This is a genomic window from Delftia sp. JD2, from assembly GCF_001682645.1.
GTDB classification, from domain to species: Bacteria; Pseudomonadota; Gammaproteobacteria; order Burkholderiales; family Burkholderiaceae_C; genus Comamonas; species Comamonas acidovorans.
Window position 1 is genome coordinate 1 of sequence record NZ_LFJT01000094.1, and the last position, 14,855, is coordinate 14,855.

16 protein-coding genes and 1 pseudogene are annotated in these 14,855 nt (G+C 69.6%); 4 read left to right on the forward strand and 13 right to left on the reverse strand.

Translation table 11 applies throughout. The features are described 5' to 3' along the window. From ACM14_RS28805 to ACM14_RS28840, 8 genes and pseudogenes are all read right to left on the reverse strand, one after another. A pseudogene (locus tag ACM14_RS28805) lies at positions 1–227 on the reverse strand (cysteine desulfurase); the annotation flags it as partial. Positions 228–239: 12 nt separating this feature from the next. Further along, positions 240–1,172, reverse strand: a complete 933-nt coding sequence (locus tag ACM14_RS28810) for a family 2A encapsulin nanocompartment shell protein (RefSeq protein ID WP_013800566.1) — start codon at positions 1,170–1,172, stop codon at positions 240–242. An 83-nt stretch (positions 1,173–1,255) separates the two neighbouring features. Further along, positions 1,256–1,528 carry a helix-turn-helix transcriptional regulator gene (locus ACM14_RS28815; protein WP_012207587.1) on the reverse strand — a complete coding sequence of 91 codons (273 nt, stop codon included), beginning with the start codon at positions 1,526–1,528 and terminating at the stop codon, positions 1,256–1,258. Continuing rightward, positions 1,525–2,439: a serine O-acetyltransferase EpsC gene (gene epsC, locus ACM14_RS28820; RefSeq protein ID WP_065348047.1), complete on the reverse strand. Its 915-nt coding sequence runs from the start codon at positions 2,437–2,439 to the stop codon at positions 1,525–1,527. Before epsC ends, ACM14_RS28815 begins: the two co-directional genes overlap by 4 nt. Positions 2,440–2,451: 12 nt before the next feature. Continuing rightward, complete coding sequence (locus tag ACM14_RS28825; RefSeq protein ID WP_065348048.1) at positions 2,452–2,931, reverse strand: rhodanese-like domain-containing protein; 480 nt, start codon at positions 2,929–2,931, stop codon at positions 2,452–2,454. A 149-nt stretch (positions 2,932–3,080) separates the two neighbouring features. Beyond that, complete coding sequence (locus ACM14_RS28830; protein ID WP_065348049.1) at positions 3,081–4,451, reverse strand: Nramp family divalent metal transporter; 1,371 nt, start codon at positions 4,449–4,451, stop codon at positions 3,081–3,083. A gap of 46 nt (positions 4,452–4,497) precedes the next feature. Then, positions 4,498–4,740 carry a hypothetical protein gene (locus tag ACM14_RS28835; RefSeq protein WP_065348050.1) on the reverse strand — a complete coding sequence of 81 codons (243 nt, stop codon included), beginning with the start codon at positions 4,738–4,740 and terminating at the stop codon, positions 4,498–4,500. 91 nt (positions 4,741–4,831) lie between these two features. Then, entirely contained in the window at positions 4,832–5,803 is a 972-nt protein-coding gene (locus ACM14_RS28840; protein WP_065348051.1) for a ferritin-like domain-containing protein, read from the reverse strand. Positions 5,804–6,115: 312 nt separating this feature from the next. On the opposite strand from ACM14_RS28840, the gene ACM14_RS28845 reads away from it, so the two are divergent. Then, entirely contained in the window at positions 6,116–6,679 is a 564-nt protein-coding gene (locus ACM14_RS28845; protein WP_013800571.1) for a fasciclin domain-containing protein, read from the forward strand. 41 nt (positions 6,680–6,720) lie between these two features. On the opposite strand, the gene ACM14_RS28850 is transcribed toward ACM14_RS28845, so the two are convergent. From ACM14_RS28850 to ACM14_RS28865, 4 genes are all read right to left on the reverse strand, one after another. Continuing rightward, on the reverse strand, positions 6,721–7,695 hold the full coding sequence (locus ACM14_RS28850; protein WP_065348052.1) for a DMT family transporter: 975 nt from the start codon (positions 7,693–7,695) through the stop codon (positions 6,721–6,723). Between the two features lie 13 nt (positions 7,696–7,708). Further along, positions 7,709–8,329 carry a GlxA family transcriptional regulator gene (locus ACM14_RS28855; protein ID WP_065348053.1) on the reverse strand — a complete coding sequence of 207 codons (621 nt, stop codon included), beginning with the start codon at positions 8,327–8,329 and terminating at the stop codon, positions 7,709–7,711. Between the two features lie 93 nt (positions 8,330–8,422). Then, positions 8,423–9,226 carry an AraC family transcriptional regulator gene (locus ACM14_RS28860; protein WP_034397167.1) on the reverse strand — a complete coding sequence of 268 codons (804 nt, stop codon included), beginning with the start codon at positions 9,224–9,226 and terminating at the stop codon, positions 8,423–8,425. Positions 9,227–9,234: 8 nt separating this feature from the next. Continuing rightward, a complete protein-coding gene (locus tag ACM14_RS28865) occupies positions 9,235–9,762 on the reverse strand; it encodes a helix-turn-helix domain-containing protein (protein WP_065348054.1) in 528 nt (175 codons plus the stop codon). Positions 9,763–9,922: 160 nt separating this feature from the next. Here ACM14_RS28865 and ACM14_RS28870 point away from each other — a divergent pair, with 160 nt between their 5' ends. Together ACM14_RS28870 and ACM14_RS28875 are read left to right on the forward strand one after the other, a co-directional pair. Beyond that, positions 9,923–10,729 carry an SDR family oxidoreductase gene (locus ACM14_RS28870; RefSeq protein WP_065348055.1) on the forward strand — a complete coding sequence of 269 codons (807 nt, stop codon included), beginning with the start codon at positions 9,923–9,925 and terminating at the stop codon, positions 10,727–10,729. Between the two features lie 78 nt (positions 10,730–10,807). Beyond that, positions 10,808–11,224, forward strand: coding sequence for a tautomerase family protein (locus ACM14_RS28875; RefSeq protein ID WP_013800576.1), 417 nt, complete (start codon positions 10,808–10,810; stop codon positions 11,222–11,224). 15 nt (positions 11,225–11,239) lie between these two features. Here ACM14_RS28875 and ACM14_RS28880 read toward each other — a convergent pair whose 3' ends face one another. Beyond that, a complete protein-coding gene (locus ACM14_RS28880) occupies positions 11,240–12,229 on the reverse strand; it encodes a tripartite tricarboxylate transporter substrate binding protein (RefSeq protein ID WP_013800577.1) in 990 nt (329 codons plus the stop codon). 234 nt (positions 12,230–12,463) lie between these two features. Between ACM14_RS28880 and ACM14_RS28885 the strand changes: the two genes are divergently transcribed. Continuing rightward, positions 12,464–14,677, forward strand: coding sequence for a rhodanese-like domain-containing protein (locus ACM14_RS28885; RefSeq protein WP_065348056.1), 2,214 nt, complete (start codon positions 12,464–12,466; stop codon positions 14,675–14,677). Positions 14,678–14,855: the final 178 nt, after the last annotated feature.

The following is a 14,855-nucleotide window of genomic DNA, read 5'->3' on the forward strand; positions in this document are numbered from 1 at the left end:
CCCGGCACGCCGGGGCCCAGGCCTGCGGGGCTGGCCAGCGGCGAGCCGGGCGGCGCCACGTTCACGGGGGCCTGTACGCCAGCAGGCAGGCCGGGAAGACCCGGAAGACCAGGCAGGGCAGGAGCCGATCCCGGTGCGGCGGAGAACAGGGCGTTGGCCATGCGCGCCAGCGCCTCGGGGTCGAAGGGCGCCTGGGGCGCCACGGAGGTGATTGCAGACACGGTCAACGCCCGGCCTCTTTACTTGTAGGTGTCGGGATAGTCGTGGTACTTGCCGATCTCGACATCGTCGAGCACGGCCAGCGCGTCGGGCGTGAGCACGGCCAGCGAGCAGTACAGCGAGATCAGGTAGGACGCGATGGCATGGTTGTTGATGCCCATGAAGCGCACCGACAGGCCCGGGCTCTGCTCGCCCGGCAGGCCGGGCTGGTACAGGCCGACCACGCCCTGGCGCTTGTCGCCCACGCGCAGCAGCAGGATCTTGCTCTTGCCGTCGGCCACGGGCACCTTGTCCGAGGGGATCAGCGGAATGCCGCGCCAGGTGATGAACTGCGAGCCGAACAGGCTGACCGTGGGCGGCGGCGTGCCGCGGCGCGTGGCCTCGCGGCCGAAGGCGGCAATGGCCAGCGGATGGGTCAGGAAGAAGGCGGGCTCCTTCCAGACCTTGGTCAGCAGCTCATCCAGGTCGTCGGGCGTGGGCGCGCCGGTCAGCGGGAAGATGCGCTGCTCGTCCGTGACCTGGGCCAGCAGGCCGTAGTCGGGGTTGTTGATCAGCTCGCTTTCCTGGTTCTCCTTGATGGTCTCGATGGTCAGGCGCAGCTGTTCCTTGATCTGGTCATGCGGGCTGCTGTAGAGGTCGGAGATGCGCGTGTGCACATCCAGGATGGTGGAGACGGCGTTGAGGAAGTACTCGCGCGGCTGCTCCTCGTAGTCCACATAGGTGCGCGGCAGCTGGTTGTCTTCCTGCTTGGCCGTGCAGGTGACCTTGATGGCCTCCGGGTTCTTGACGCGGTTGAGGCGGTAGATGCCCGCCTCCACCGGCGACCATTGCAGCAGGTGCGTCAGCCAGCGCGGGCTGATGGTCGAAAGCTGGGGAACGGTTTTGGTTGCGTTGGCCAGTTGCCGCGCGGCGTTGTCGCCTAGCGCGGTCGTGCCGCCCACTGTTGCCGACATGTGCAGACTCCGTGATCAGTTCAGGAAAAAGGGAAGGGGAAGGAGGGAAAACAGGGCCAGTGTCCCGGCCCGCGCACATGTCTTCAACATGCTATAGCCGCCAAGCGCAGGCCGCGCACCAGCTGGTCGTGGGCCACGGTTTCGCCGCGCATGACCAGGGCCGAGGGCTGCACGCCCAGCGAGACGGCCAGCTTCTCCACGGTCAGCAGCGAGGCGATGACGCGGCCGCGCTCTATCTCTCCCACGTAGGAGCGGTTCAGGTCCGAGTGCTCGGCCAGCCGCTCCTGCGACCAGCCATGGGCCTCGCGCGCCTGGCGCACGGCAATGCCGAAGCTGGTGACAAGACGGGTGCTCATAGGGCCACCTCCCGGGGCTGCTGCGCGTGCTCGCGCGCATGGGCCTGGGTGACGTGGGCGCCGGGTGGCACGTCCTCGGTCACCCAGACATTGCCGCCGATGACGGCGCCGCGCCCCAGCGTGACGCGGCCCAGGATGGTGGCGCCCGCGTAGATGACCACGTCGTCCTCCACCACCGGATGGCGCGCCAGGCCCTTGCGCAGATGGCCGTGCTCATCGGTGGGAAAGCGCTTGGCGCCCAGGGTGACGGCCTGGTACAGCCGCACGCGCTCGCCGATCACGGCGGTCTCGCCGATCACCACGCCCGTGCCGTGGTCCATGAAAAAGCCCCGGCCGATCTTCGCGCCCGGGTGGATGTCGATGCCCGTCTGCGCATGCGACAGCTCGGCCACGATGCGCGCCAGCAGCGGCTGCTCCAGCAGGTACAGCTGGTGGGCCAGGCGGTGGTGGATCATGGCCAGCACGCCCGGATAGCACAGCAGCACCTCGTCCACGCTGCGCGCGGCGGGATCGCCCTGGAAGGCGGCCAGCACATCGCTGTCGAGCAGGCGGCGGATCTGGGGCAGGGCCTCGGCAAAGGCGCGTGCGATGTCCAGCGCCATGGCGTCGGCGCCCGCTGCCGAGTGGGGCGCGGACAGCCGCAGCTCCAGCCGTATCTGGCTCAGCAGCGCATGCAGGGCCGAGTCCAGCTGGTGGGCCACGAAGATGTCCTCGCTTTCCTGGCGCAGGTCGTGCGGGCCCAGGCGCATGGGAAACAGGGCTGCCTTGAGCTGGTCGATGAGGGTGGAAAGCGCGTCGCGCGAGGGAAACTCGCGCGCCCCGGGCTCCTGGGTGCGGCCGTGCGCCTCGCGCCATTCGCGGCGCGCCGCATGCAGGTTCTGGGTGAGTCCGGCAATGTCGAAACTGGCCATCTGCGTGCTCCTTCAGTCTTGAATCCAGGGCAGGCCGTGGAAGCGCCAGCCATCGTTTTTGCCGCGCTGCTGACGCGCATCGATCTCGCCCTCGAAGCCTTCGAGCACGTTGAACACATGGGCGAATCCGGCCTGGGCCGCCGCCTGGGCCGCCAGCACCGAGCGCTTGCCGCTGCGGCACAGCAGCAGGGCCACGGCCTCCTTGCCGCCGTGCGGTGCCAGGCGCGCTTCCAGCTCGCGGGCAAAGCGCGGGTTGCGCGTCAGCGCCGTGCCCGTGGCCCAGGGCACGTGCAGGGTATCGGGCACCTGGCCGACGAACTTGCGTTCCTCGGCCGTGCGCACATCGACCAGCACGGCCTGGCCGGCCTGCATCAGCGCCCAGGCCACGGGCGGGCGCACGCCGCCTGCGTGGCCCAGCCCCTGTGCGCGGGCGTGTTCCTGCGCCTCTTCCAGAGCCTGGGGCAAGGCGGTTTCCAAAGTGAGGGCTGTCATGTCGTCGTCCTTGCGGAGAATTCGCGGGTTGGTGGCTATAGGCACCAATCTAAGAACTTCGCGGCAAGCCACCAACGAACAAGAGCGGCGTTTGATAGAAGCAAAACGTCTATGAAGGCGCCGCGTGGCGCCATGCCCGGTTCGGGCGATCAGGCCATCAGCAGCCGCTGCAGCATCCACAGGTTCAGCGACACCACCAGGGCCGCGCAGCCCCACAGCACCGCCGACATCCTTGGGCCAAAGGCCAGCTCGCCCAGCGCCTTGCGCCGCGTGGTGAACAGCAGCAGCGGCACGATGGCAAACGGCAATTGCAGGCTCAGCACCACCTGGCTGAACACCAGCAGGGCGCTGGCGCCGGTGCTGCCGTACCAGGCGGTGGCCACCACGGCGGGCACGATGGCGATGCAGCGCGTCAGCAGGGCGCGCAGCGCGGGCGACAGGCGGATCTGCAAAAAGCCTTCCATCACGATCTGCCCGGCCAGCGTGCCCGTGACCGAAGAACTCAGCCCCGAGGCCAGCAGCGCCACGCCGAACACCGCGCTGGCGATGCCCACGCCCAGCAGCGGCGACAGCAGGTGGTAGGCGTCCGACAGCTCGGTCACCGGCGCCTGGCCGGGCCGGTTGAACGCGCCGGCCGCCACCACCAGAATGGCGGCGTTCACGAACAGCGCCAGCCCCAGCGCCACCGTGGAGTCCAGCGTGGCCAGGCGGATGGCCTGGCGCGTGCCCTGAGGCGTGGTGTCATGCCGGCGTGTCTGCACGATGGACGAATGCAGGTACAGGTTGTGCGGCATCACCGTGGCCCCCACGATGCCCACGGCCAGGTACAGCATCTGCGGATTGGCCACGATCTCCATGCCCGGCAGCAGGCCGCGCAGCACGGCCGCCACGGGCGGCTGCAGCCACACCAGCTGGGCGGCAAAGCACAGGCCGATCACGGCCACCAGGGCGATCACCACCGACTCCAGGCAGCGAAAGCCCCGGCTTTGCAGCGCCAGGATCAGCATCACATCCACCACCGTGATGCACACCCCGGCCACCAGCGGCAGGCCGAACAGCAGGTTCAGGCCGATGGCCATGCCCAGCACCTCGGCCAGATTGCAGGCCACGATGGCGATCTCGCAGAAGAACCACAGCACCAGGTTGATGCGCGGGGAAAACTGCGCGCGGCAGGCCTGGGCCAGGTCACGCCCGCTGGCCAGGCCCAGGCGCACGGCCGCCGCCTGGAACAGCATGGCCATCAGGTTGGAGGCAAAGATCACCGCCAGCAGCGAGTAGCCGAACTGCGAGCCGCCCGCGATGGAGGTGGCCCAGTTGCCCGGGTCCATGTAGCCCACGGCCACCATGTAGCCGGGCCCGGCAAACGCGAGCAAGCGGCGCGCGTTGTCCGAGCGGCTGTCGCCGCGCGGCACGGCAATGCTGCGATGCACCTGCGGCAGGCTGGGCGTACCCGCGTGGCCGTGGTCCGGCTCGATGGCGCCGAAGCGGCCCTGTTCAGCCGCAAGCACGGTGTCGTTCATGGGGGCCTTTCCGCCGGCGGGGGCACGCGGTTGCAGGGGGGGATGCCTATCGGGCCGTCGGCACCAGGCCGCTGGCGGGTGCCATGACTGCGGCGGCGGGTGCGGCATCAGTGCCTGCGCCGCGCCACAGCGCCACGAGATCTCCGGTCAAGATGACCGCGCCGGCCAGCAGAATCAGGCTGCCCACGCAGCGGCGCGCCACGGTGGCAGGTTTCAGGCGCCGTGGCGTTCGGGCCGGAGTGTGAGCCGGAGTGCGGGGGGCGGATGAGGAAGGCAGAAGGGACATCATGGCAACTCCTTGGCAGGGGAACGCTTGTCTCGGGCCAGCCCCGGGGAAGCCCGCCTGCCCCGGCCGGTGCGGGGCAGGCGGGCGGTCCGCGTCAGGCGTAGGCGCTGCTCATCACCAGCGAGCCATTCACGCCGGCCGGGAAGAACCCGCCCTTGGTCGCCGTGTCCTTGGTCAGGTACACGATGTTCAGCACGTCGCCCGGCGAGCGGCTGTAGGCGATGCCGTTGGCATCCAGCGGCACGATGTTGGACGTGGTGGCGTCCCCCGTGATGCCCTGGTCCACGTCGGTGGAGCCATCCAGGCTGTCGCGCGCATCCGAGATGGCGCCGGCCGCCGTGCGCAGCGCGGGCGTGGCCAGTCCCTTGGCGTACAGCACCGTGCGCACCAGACCTGCGTGGTAGGCCTCGGCGGCCAGGATGCCGGCGGCTGCCTCCAGATAGGTCTTGTTGGTGATCAGCGGCGATGCGCCCTTGTAGGCGGTGACGCCCACGTCCTCGAAGATGAAGGCCCCCAGCAGGAAGTTCTCGTCACTCGCATAGGGATCGAAGGCCGTGCCCGCGCCCACCAGCCCGGCCGCTCGCGCCGCCACCGAGAAGGCGCCGTTCGGGTCGGTTCCGCCGATGTCGATCTGCGGCTGCGCCACCGCGGCCGAGCCCAGCGCCGCGCGCAAAAAGGCCACGTGGGCAATCTCGTCCTGGGCGATCTCCTTGGCGTACTGCGCCACCACGGGGTCCTTGAAGGCCACGGCACGGCCGCCCGTGATGGCGCCCTGCGTGCCCACGCCCGACTGCAGGTTGGCGGGCAGGCCGGTGCCGAACACCGCGTAGTGATAGAACTGCGACTCCAGATACTCCAGGTTGAGTGCGAAGTTCAGGATCTCCGCATCCGTGGGCCCGTTGGCCTGCGCATTCGCGTCGCCCCCGCCACCGCCGCAGGCGGACAGGATCACCCCGCCCGCCATGCCCACGGCCACGCCGCTGGTCTTGCGGAAGAACTGGCGCCTGTCCTCCAGCTTCTTGGCACGTTTTTGCAAAACCCCGATCAACACTGATTCGTCGGACATGATGGTTCCTCTCGGTTCGCGGCAGGCGCGAACGGTCAACGTGAAGAATGCGCCTCCGGCCGAAAGCACACGGGTGTGGCGAAAGCGCGTTCCACTGAAGAGGTGGCCACCTGCTCCAGGGGAATGGGATGCGTCCCCGCTATCCGGCAGTACGCAGGCCGCGCAGGTCTGGATGTGCCGCAATTGAAAGCGCAGGTAACGGTTTGCGGATGCAGCCGTTTCTTTTTCTTTTTTGAATCCAGACCCCGCTGCGCTGCGTATCCAGATCAGCCGGAATCGTTCGGCTTGTCATCAACCCGCTAGGAGCATTCCATGGTCTCGATTCAAAACACCCGCAAGCTGGCCTCGTTCGGCCTGGCCATCGTGATGTCGGCTGCCTCCGTGGCCGCCATGGCCGATGTGATGGTGGGCGGCGCACCCATGCTGCCGTCCAAGGACATCATCGACAACGCCGTCAACTCCAAGGACCACACCACCCTGGTCGCAGCCGTCAAGGCGGCGGGCCTGGTCGATACGCTCAAGGGCCCGGGTCCGTTCACCGTGTTCGCGCCCACCAATGCCGCCTTCGAGGCCCTGCCCGCAGGCACGGTGGACACCCTGCTCAAGCCCGAGAACAAGGGCACGCTGACCACCGTGCTGACCTACCACGTGGTGGCCGGCAAGTGGGATGCAGCGGCGCTGTCCAAGATGATCAAGGACGGCAAGGGAATGGCCAGCATCAAGACCGTCAGCGGCGGCACGCTGGTGGCCAAGTCCAGCGGCTCCAAGATCATGCTGACCGATGAAAAGGGCGGCACGGCCACGGTGACCATTCCCGACGTCTACCAGTCCAACGGCGTGATCCACGTGATCGACAAGGTGCTGCTGCCCAAGTGAGCGGCACAGGCAGCGAGCGGGCCGGCCACTGATCGCCGTGGTCAGTGACCGGAGCCTTGCGCCTTCGCCATGCGCCTTGCGGGCGCGCCGCCAGAGGGCGCGCCGCCAGAGGGCGCTCCGCCAGAGGGCGCTCCGCCATAGGTCGATCCCGCATAGATGGCCGCCAGCGTCAGCGCCATGCCGGCCAGCGCCATCGGCGTGGGCCGGGCGGTGAAGAACAGCACGTCGATGGCATAGGTGCCTATGGGCTCGGCCAGCAGGATGAGGCCGGCCAGCGAGGCCTTCACATGCGGCACGGCCGTGCTCACCATGAGCCAGGCCACGCCCTGCACCAGCAGGCCGTACAGCAGCAGCGTGCCGAAATCGGCCGCGCCGGCAATGGCCAGCGACTCGCCCTCCAGCCACGCGGCCGCCAGCAGGCAGGGCGCGGCGGCGGCGCACAGCACGGCCATGTTGACGGCCGGGTGCGTGGCGTGCGGCGGGGTCTGCCCCTTCTTGATGAAGACCACACACAGCGCATAGGCCGCCGCCGATGCCAGTCCCAGGGCCACGCCCAGCCAGTGCTCGGACGCCGAATCCGGGCCTGCGGCCACGGGCAGCCCCGCGCCCGACACCATGAGGATGCCGGTGGCCGCCAGCACCAGCGCCACGAAGTAGACGACCGTGATGCGCTCGCGGAACACCGCCCAGGCCAGGCCCGCCAGAAAGAACGACTGGCAGTTGGTCAGGATGGCGCCCAGGCCCGGCCCCACCATGCGTATGCTCTTGTGCCACCAATACAGGTCCAGCGCCAGCGCGGCGCCGGCCAGGCAGGCGTACAGCAGGGCCTGGCGCGTCATGCGCCAGCGCAGGCCGCGCCACAGGGCAAAGCCGGCCAGCCCCAGGCCGCCCAGCAGCATGCGGTAAAAGCCCATGGCGCTGGTGCCCATGCTGCTGAAAGCCACGGCCACGCCGGACAGGCTCAGGATCAGCCCGCCCACGGCCAGCAGCGCCAGGTAGCTTGTCTTTCCGTTCATGCGCCTGGCCCCGTCACGCTTGCCGGTCGGCGGCATCGCGCCGCCGGTATTCGAGCTGGCGTGCCGTCTCGGCCGCGATCTCCGCGCCCAGCAGGCGCTCCACCAGGTGCAGGGCCATGTCGATGCCCGCCGCAAACCCGCCCGAGGTGACGATGGCGCCCTCATCGATCCACAGCCTGTCGGCGCTCACGCGGGCGGCCGGCGCAATGGCGCGCAGGTCTTCCGTGTCCTCGAAGTGCGTGGTGGCCTCGCGCTGGTCCAGGAGCCCTGCCCGCCCCAGCAGGAAGGAGCCCACGCAGACGGAGCCCGTCACCTCGCTGCTGCCGGCCACCTGCCGCAGCCAGGCGGCGACCTCGGGCGCGGCCAGTTCGGCCTGCAGCGCGCCGCCGGCCACGATCAGCAGGTCCAGCGGGGGATGGTCCTGCAGGCTGGCCTGTGCCTGTATGCCCACGCCTTCGCGCGTGCGCACGGCGGCGCCGCTGCGGCTGATCACCACGGGCTGAAACGGGGGCGAGGCCGCCAGCCCGCGCCGCACGGCCACGCGCGCGGCCACGTCGAACACCTGCAAAGGCCCTGCAAACTCCAGCAGCACCACGCCATCAAAGACGAAAAATCCAACGGTCCGTGTCTTCATCCACCACTCCTGTCTGTCGAGGAGTGGCAGCTTAGGCAGGCCGCAGCGCGCGGTCTTGGACGGAATTGATCAGGCCGGGCCGCTCAAGGCCGCTCAGGGCCGCATGGCCTGGCGGTACTGCGAAGGCGCCACGCCGTGCGCGCGGCGGAACCAGTTGGAGAAATGGCTCTGGTCGTAGAAGCCCAGCGACAGTGCCACCTCGCTCAGCGCCAGCGTGCCGCGCAGCAGGCCGCGGGCGCTTTCGGCGCGGCGGGCCTGGTGGTAGGCATGGGGCGTGATGCCGTAGCGGCGGCTGAAGCTGCGGATGGCGTGCTCGGGACTGAGCCCGCAGACGGCGGCCAGCCGCGCGGCGCCCAGCTCCTGGTCCGCATGGGCGTCGATGAACTCGCGCAGCAGTGCCGCGCTGGCGCCATCGGGCGCATGCGGCCGGCCGGGGCTGTGCACCACGCGGCGCAGCAACGCCAGCAGGGCCTCGTCGGCGGCCAGGCCGTCCTGCGGGCCTTGCAGCAACTGCCGGGCGCAGGCCCGGGTCTGCGGGTCGCGCAGGCTGACGGCGTCGAACCAGCCATCGCGCACGCCCAGCAGCGCGTGCATGCGGGCGGGCTCGACATGCAGCATGTCGTAGGTCCAGCCCTGCTCGCCGCCCGGGCGCCCGTCGTGGATCTCGCCGGCGTTGAACAGCGCGATATCGCCACCCGTGAACTCGCGCTCGGCGCCCCGGCTCCAGCACAGCTCGCGCCCGCCGTGGATGACGGCAATGCCCATGGTGTCGTGGAAGTGGCGCGGATAGCGGTGCTGCACGGCATGGCCGCTGAGGATTTCCACACCGCCCAGCGCGCAGTGGCGGCGGTAGGTCAGGGCGCGTTGCGGGCGCTTGCCGGGTATGGGCGCGGCCATGGCCGGTCTCAATCCGCGCCGGGGGCCGCTGCCGGCGTCCTGGCCTGCGCGGCCAGCTTGGACAGCCGCCAGCGCGTCAGGTCGTCCGCGCCGGGGCCGGCCTCCACGCGCAGCTCGGAAAAGGGCACGCTGCGGCCCGATTCCTCCTCCACCAGCGCCAGCCGCAGGGGCGTGCCCGATTGCGCACGCACAAAGCGCATGGGCGGCTGGGCCTGCTGCTGCATGCGCCACCGGTCGCCGACCTGGGCCAGCGCCTGGATCACCAGGGACAGGTCGCGGCCCTTGGGCGTGAGCAGGTACTCGTAGCGGTCCGGGCCGCTTTGGTAGAGGCGGCGCTCGACCAGGCCGGTCTGCTCCAGCTGGCGCAGGCGGTCGGTCAGCGTGGCATTGGTGATGTCCGTGGACTTTCTCAGGTCGTCATAGCGGCTCAGGCCCAGCATCAGGTCGCGCAGCACCAGCATGGCCCAGCGGTCGCCTACGGCCTCCAGCGCGGTGGCGATCGAGCAGGCCATGCCCTCGAAGCTCTTGGATCGCATGGGGTTTCCCTTGTGTGTTCGCGGTTGTCGCAGGCCTGGAGTGTCTCAGCAAAACGCAAGCCCGGCCCGCAAAGGTGGATTGCGCGCTTGTAACTCTAATGATTGGAGTTTATATTTGGAGCCACTATCAACCACGGCTTTTCAAGCAAGGACTTCCTTCATGAGCACGCATCAAGGCACCGCCATCGTCACTGGCGCCTCATCCGGCATTGGCGCCGTCTACGCAGACCGCCTGGCCGCCAGGGGCCATTCCCTGATCCTGGTGGCCCGCCGCGAGGACCGGCTGCAGGCGCTGGCGCAGCGCCTGCGCAGCGCGCATGGCCGCGAGGTCGAGGTGGTGGCCGCCGACCTGGCCGACGCCACCGGCCTGCAGCGCGTGGCGGCGCTGCTGTCGGGCGAGCGTGACATCCGCATGCTGGTGAACTGCGCCGGCCTGGGCGCCCTGGGCCCGGCCGCCCAGGTGGATGCGGGCGAGGTCGATCGCATGGTCATGGTCAACATCCATGCGCTGACGCGGCTGTCGCTGGCGGCAGCGCGGCTGTTCGCCACGCGCGGCCGGGGCACGCTGATCAACATCGGCTCCATCCTGGCCGTGATGCCCGTGCCAGGCGCCGCCAGCTACGGCGCCTCCAAGGCCTATGTGCTGAACTTCACGCGCTCGCTGCAGGCCGAGCTGGCCTCCAGCGGTGTCATGGTGCAGGCAGTGATGCCCAGCCTTGTGCACTCCGAATTCTTCGGCGGCAAGCCCGCGCCGTTTCCCGAGCACCTGTTCATGTCGCCCGAGTCCTTGGTGGATACGGCCCTGGTCGCACTCGACCAGGGCGAGGCCATCTGCTTTCCCACGCTGGGCAGCACGACCGCCTGGCTGGACTTTGACCAATCGCGCGCCAATCTCGTCAAGGCGCTGACGCTCAGCGGCGTGCCGGCAGCGCGCTACCAGGGCGCGGATGCAGGCCAGCCCGCCTGACGCCTGACGCCTGACGGCCCGCCGCGTCGCCAGCCCGGATTTCCCGAAACCCCTTCTTTTTTGCACCCGGAGAAAACCATGCCCCTGTGGAAGATCTACCACCCCGAAAACGCCTTCAGCGATGAAGACAAACAGGCCATCGCCCAGCGCATCACGGCCGTCTACGGCGACCTGCCGCGCTTTTACGTGGGCGTGGTGTTCGAGGCCGTCGCCCGCACTTCGTTCTTTATCGGCGGCGAGCCTGCGGATGATTTCGTGCGCATCTCCGTGGACCACATCGCGCGGCAGATACGCGACGAGGAGACCAAGACACGGTTCCTCGAAGGCGTGCGGCGGCAGCTGTCCCCCTTCATCGCCGACCGGGGCCTGCGCTGGGAGATGCATGTGGACGAGACGCCCTTCAGCCTCTGGAGCATCCAGGGCCTGCGCCCGCCCGTGCCGGGCACGCCCGAGGGGGAGAAGTGGCGCCTGGACAATCGGCCCTCTCCCCTCTGAGGACCTACCTGCATCTCAGCGCAGCGACAGCCCCGCCGACTGGATCGCGCGGGCGTAGCGCGGGCGCTCGCTTTGCAGGCTCTGGCCCAGGTCGGCAGGGGAGCCGCCCGCCACCTTGAAGCCCATGTGCTCCAGCTGGGCGCGCACATCGGGGGCCTGCAGCACGGTCTGCAGGTCGCGGTTGATCTTGGCGACGATGGGCGCGGGCGTGCCGGCCGGCGCGAAGTAGCCCTGCCAGCTTTCCACCGAGAAGCCGGGCACGCCGGCCTCGGCCATGGTGGGCACCTGGGGCAGGGCGTCGGAGCGGTAGGGCGTGGTCACGGCCAGGGCGCGCAGCTTGCCGGCGCGCACGTACTCGGTCACGGCGGCCAGCGTGATCAGCGTGGCGTCGGTATGGCCGCCCAGCACGTCCAGCGAGGCCGGGCCACCGCCCGGGTAGGGGATGTAGTTGACCTTGGCGCCCGTCTCCTGCGTGAGGATTTCATGCGCTACATGGGCAATGCCGCCATTGCCGGGCAGGCCGAGGCTGATGCTCTGCGGCTTGGCCTTGGCGCGGGCCAGGTAGTCGCCCAGCGTGTTCAGGCCCGTGCCGGGGTTGACCACCAGCACCTGCGGATTGACCACGGCCTTGATGATGGGCGTGAAGGCCTTTTGCGTGTCGTAGGGCAGCTGGGCGAACAGCAGGCCGTTGAGCGTGAGGCCCTCGCCCTGCTGCAGCAGGGTGTAGCCGTCGGGCGCCGCCTTGGCCACCTTGGCCGCGCCGATGGTGCCGCTGGCACCGGCCACGTTCTCCACCACCACCGACTGGCCCCACAGCGCGGCCAGCTTGTCGGCCAGCGTGCGCGTGAGCTTGTCGGCGCTGCCCCCGGGCGCCACGGGCACGATGATGCGCACCGGCTTGTTCGGAAAACTGTCGGCCGAGGCCAGGGCCGCCGGCGCGTGCAGGGCCAGGGCGGAGAACAGGGGAAGCAGCAGTGCGCGCAGCGCAGACGGGGTGCGGATCATGGGAGTGCCGGAGTGCAGAGAGTCGATGCCCGCAGTCTGGGAGGCTCCTGGCGCGGCGTGAACTAAGCATTGCGGCTATGCATATGCGGCTGCCGCACAACGTGCGTCACGCTTGCGCCACGCATGCGCGCGCAGTGCCCAAAGCTCATATCCATATCTGCAATGCGTCGTTGGCGCCAGGGCGGGAGAGGCCTAACTTCGTGTCCTCCCGCGAACGTCCTCCCAGGCACTCCCATGACACAGACCCACCTCTCCATCGACTTCAGCGGCAGCGACGTGGCCAGCCGCCGCGCAGCCGCCATCACCGGCTTCATCGCCACGGCCCGGCGCCTGCTCCCCAACCCGGAGCACGCCACGCCCGAGCAACTGCAGGCCGTGGCCCGCGAGCTGGAGGCGCTGGGCCTGCAGCGCGAACTGTTCCCGCACGCGCACTTTCCTGTCTCGGCCAGCAACCCGGCCCAGGTCTACCGGCTGGGCGAAGACCTGGGGGGGCGCTATGCGCTGTACCTGTCCACCGGCCTGCCGGGCAAGTCCCAGCCGCCGCATGACCACACCACCTGGGCCATCATCGCGGGCGTCGAAGGCGTGGAGCGCAACGTGTTCTTCACGCGCGGCAAGACCGACGACCCGCTGCGCGACACCCTGGCGGTGGGCCGCAGCGTCGATGTGGGCAGCGGAACCTCGGTGGTGCTCACTCCCACCGACGTGCACACCATCGAGCTGATCGGCGAGGAGCCCGGCCTGCACCTGCATTTCTACGGGCGCGGCCTGGAGCGCATGCCCGATCGCGTGGTCTTCGAGAGCCTGGAGGGCGGCACGTTCCGCACCTTCGGCCCGCCCAAGTCCATTCGCCATGCGCTGGTCACACCGGCCGCTCTTCGGCAGGCCCTGGCCGACGGCGAGGAAATCGCCGTGCTCGACGTGCGCGAGGCCGGTGTCTTCGCACATCGCCACATCCTGTTCGCGGCGCCCGCCCCGGCCTGGCGGCTGGAGCAGCTCATCGACCGCCTGGTGCCGCGCCGCGGCACGCGCATTGTCCTGGTGGATGGCGACGGCACGCTGGCCCATGAAGCCGCCGCCAAGCTCGTGCGCCTGGGCTGGCCCAATGTCTCCGTGCTGGAAGGCGGCACCGAAGGCTGGGCGGCCGAGGGGCTGGAAATCTTCAGCGGCACCAACGTGCCCAGCAAGGCCTTTGGCGAAGTCATCGAGCATGAAAAGCACACGCCCTGGATCACCTCGGACGAGCTGGGCGCGCGCGTGCAGCGCGGCGACAACATCGTCGTCGTCGACAGCCGCACGCCCGAGGAATTCGCGGCGTTCAGCCTGCCCTTTGCCCTGAGTGTGCCGGGGGCCGAACTGGTCTACCGCATCGGCGAAATCGCCCCGGACCCGCAAACCCTGGTCGTCGTCAACTGCGCGGGCCGCACGCGCTCCATCGTGGGCGCACAGACCCTGATCGACGCCGGCATCCCCAACCAGGTCGTCTCGCTGCGCAACGGCACCATGGACTGGCTGCTCACCGGCCGCAGGCTCGCCCATGGCCGCCGCACCCCGCTGCCCGAGCCCGGCGCCGTCGCCCTGGCCACCGCACGCGAGCGCGCAGCCAGCGTGGCGCAGCGCGCGGGCGTGCAATCCATTGATGCGGCCGAACTGGCCCGCTTCGAGTCCGAAGCCACCGAACGCACGCTCTACCGCTTCGACGTGCGCACCCGCGAGGAATACCAGGCCGGCCACCTGCCCGGCTGGCGCTGGGCGCCGGGCGGCCAGCTCGTGCAGGCCACCGACGAATACGCGGCCACGCGCGGCGCACGCATCGTGCTGGCCGACTGGGACGGCGTGCGCGCCCTCACCACCGGCGCCTGGCTGGCCCAGCTGGGCTGGGAAGTCTTCACCTACGTTCCGCCCACGCTGGCCACCCTGGAGGTCGGCGCCGAACCCGTGCGCGTGCTCGCCTCCCACGCGCCTGCGCCCCAGCTGTCCGTGCAGCAGGCGCAGGAGCTGCTGGGCGAAGGCCGGGCCATCGTCTTCGACGTGGACAGCCGGCCCGCCTTCGAGAAGCAGCACATCGCCGGTGCGCGCTTTGCCGTGCCTGATCGTCTGCCCTCCTTCGTGCAGGCCCTGCCGCCGGCCCAGGTCGTGGTGCTGACCTCGCCGGACGGCGTGCTGGCGCGCAGCGTGGCGGCCGAACTGGCGGCGCGCACGGGGCGCGATGTGCGCTCCGTGGTGGGCGGCACTTCTGCCTGGGCTGCTGCGGGGTTGCCATTGGGGCAAGGTGATGCTGATGTGCTGACGGGGGATGATGATCAGTGGTACAGCCCTTATGCGCATCGGGATCTGGGGTTGAGGGATGCGGGGTTTCGGGCTTATCTGGATTGGGAGTTGGGGTTGGTGGAGCAGTTGGAGCGGGATGGGTGGGCTTCTGGGATTCGGCTGGTGCCTGCTGTTTGAGGCTGGCTCTTGGTCTGCTTTTGCCCCTGCCGGGTGGTTGTTTTTCGGGGCCGGGTTTCGGCCCGGCGGCCGACCTACTTTCTTATCGCGCGATAAGAAAGTAGGCAAAGAAGCGCGCCCCGCACTGCCCACGACCCTTCGCTTCGCTGCGGGCGACCTGCGTTGGGCGGGATGCGGG

Bases quoted from the DNA above. Each gene is read 5' to 3' on its own strand.
- ACM14_RS28855 (WP_065348053.1), bottom strand. From the start codon at position 8,329: ATGAAGACACGGACCGTTGGATTTTTCGTCTTTGATGGCGTGGTGCTG.
- ACM14_RS28845 (WP_013800571.1), top strand. From the start codon at position 6,116: ATGGTCTCGATTCAAAACACCCGCAAGCTGGCCTCGTTCGGCCTGGCC.
- ACM14_RS28835 (WP_065348050.1), bottom strand. From the start codon at position 4,740: ATGATGTCCCTTCTGCCTTCCTCATCCGCCCCCCGCACTCCGGCTCAC.
- ACM14_RS28880 (WP_013800577.1), bottom strand. From the start codon at position 12,229: ATGATCCGCACCCCGTCTGCGCTGCGCGCACTGCTGCTTCCCCTGTTC.
- ACM14_RS28825 (WP_065348048.1), bottom strand. From the start codon at position 2,931: ATGACAGCCCTCACTTTGGAAACCGCCTTGCCCCAGGCTCTGGAAGAG.
- ACM14_RS28830 (WP_065348049.1), bottom strand. From the start codon at position 4,451: ATGAACGACACCGTGCTTGCGGCTGAACAGGGCCGCTTCGGCGCCATC.
- ACM14_RS28875 (WP_013800576.1), top strand. From the start codon at position 10,808: ATGCCCCTGTGGAAGATCTACCACCCCGAAAACGCCTTCAGCGATGAA.
- ACM14_RS28870 (WP_065348055.1), top strand. From the start codon at position 9,923: ATGAGCACGCATCAAGGCACCGCCATCGTCACTGGCGCCTCATCCGGC.
- ACM14_RS28840 (WP_065348051.1), bottom strand. From the start codon at position 5,803: ATGTCCGACGAATCAGTGTTGATCGGGGTTTTGCAAAAACGTGCCAAG.
- ACM14_RS28860 (WP_034397167.1), bottom strand. From the start codon at position 9,226: ATGGCCGCGCCCATACCCGGCAAGCGCCCGCAACGCGCCCTGACCTAC.
- epsC (WP_065348047.1), bottom strand. From the start codon at position 2,439: ATGGCCAGTTTCGACATTGCCGGACTCACCCAGAACCTGCATGCGGCG.
- ACM14_RS28865 (WP_065348054.1), bottom strand. From the start codon at position 9,762: ATGCGATCCAAGAGCTTCGAGGGCATGGCCTGCTCGATCGCCACCGCG.
- ACM14_RS28850 (WP_065348052.1), bottom strand. From the start codon at position 7,695: ATGAACGGAAAGACAAGCTACCTGGCGCTGCTGGCCGTGGGCGGGCTG.
- ACM14_RS28885 (WP_065348056.1), top strand. From the start codon at position 12,464: ATGACACAGACCCACCTCTCCATCGACTTCAGCGGCAGCGACGTGGCC.
- ACM14_RS28815 (WP_012207587.1), bottom strand. From the start codon at position 1,528: ATGAGCACCCGTCTTGTCACCAGCTTCGGCATTGCCGTGCGCCAGGCG.
- ACM14_RS28810 (WP_013800566.1), bottom strand. From the start codon at position 1,172: ATGTCGGCAACAGTGGGCGGCACGACCGCGCTAGGCGACAACGCCGCG.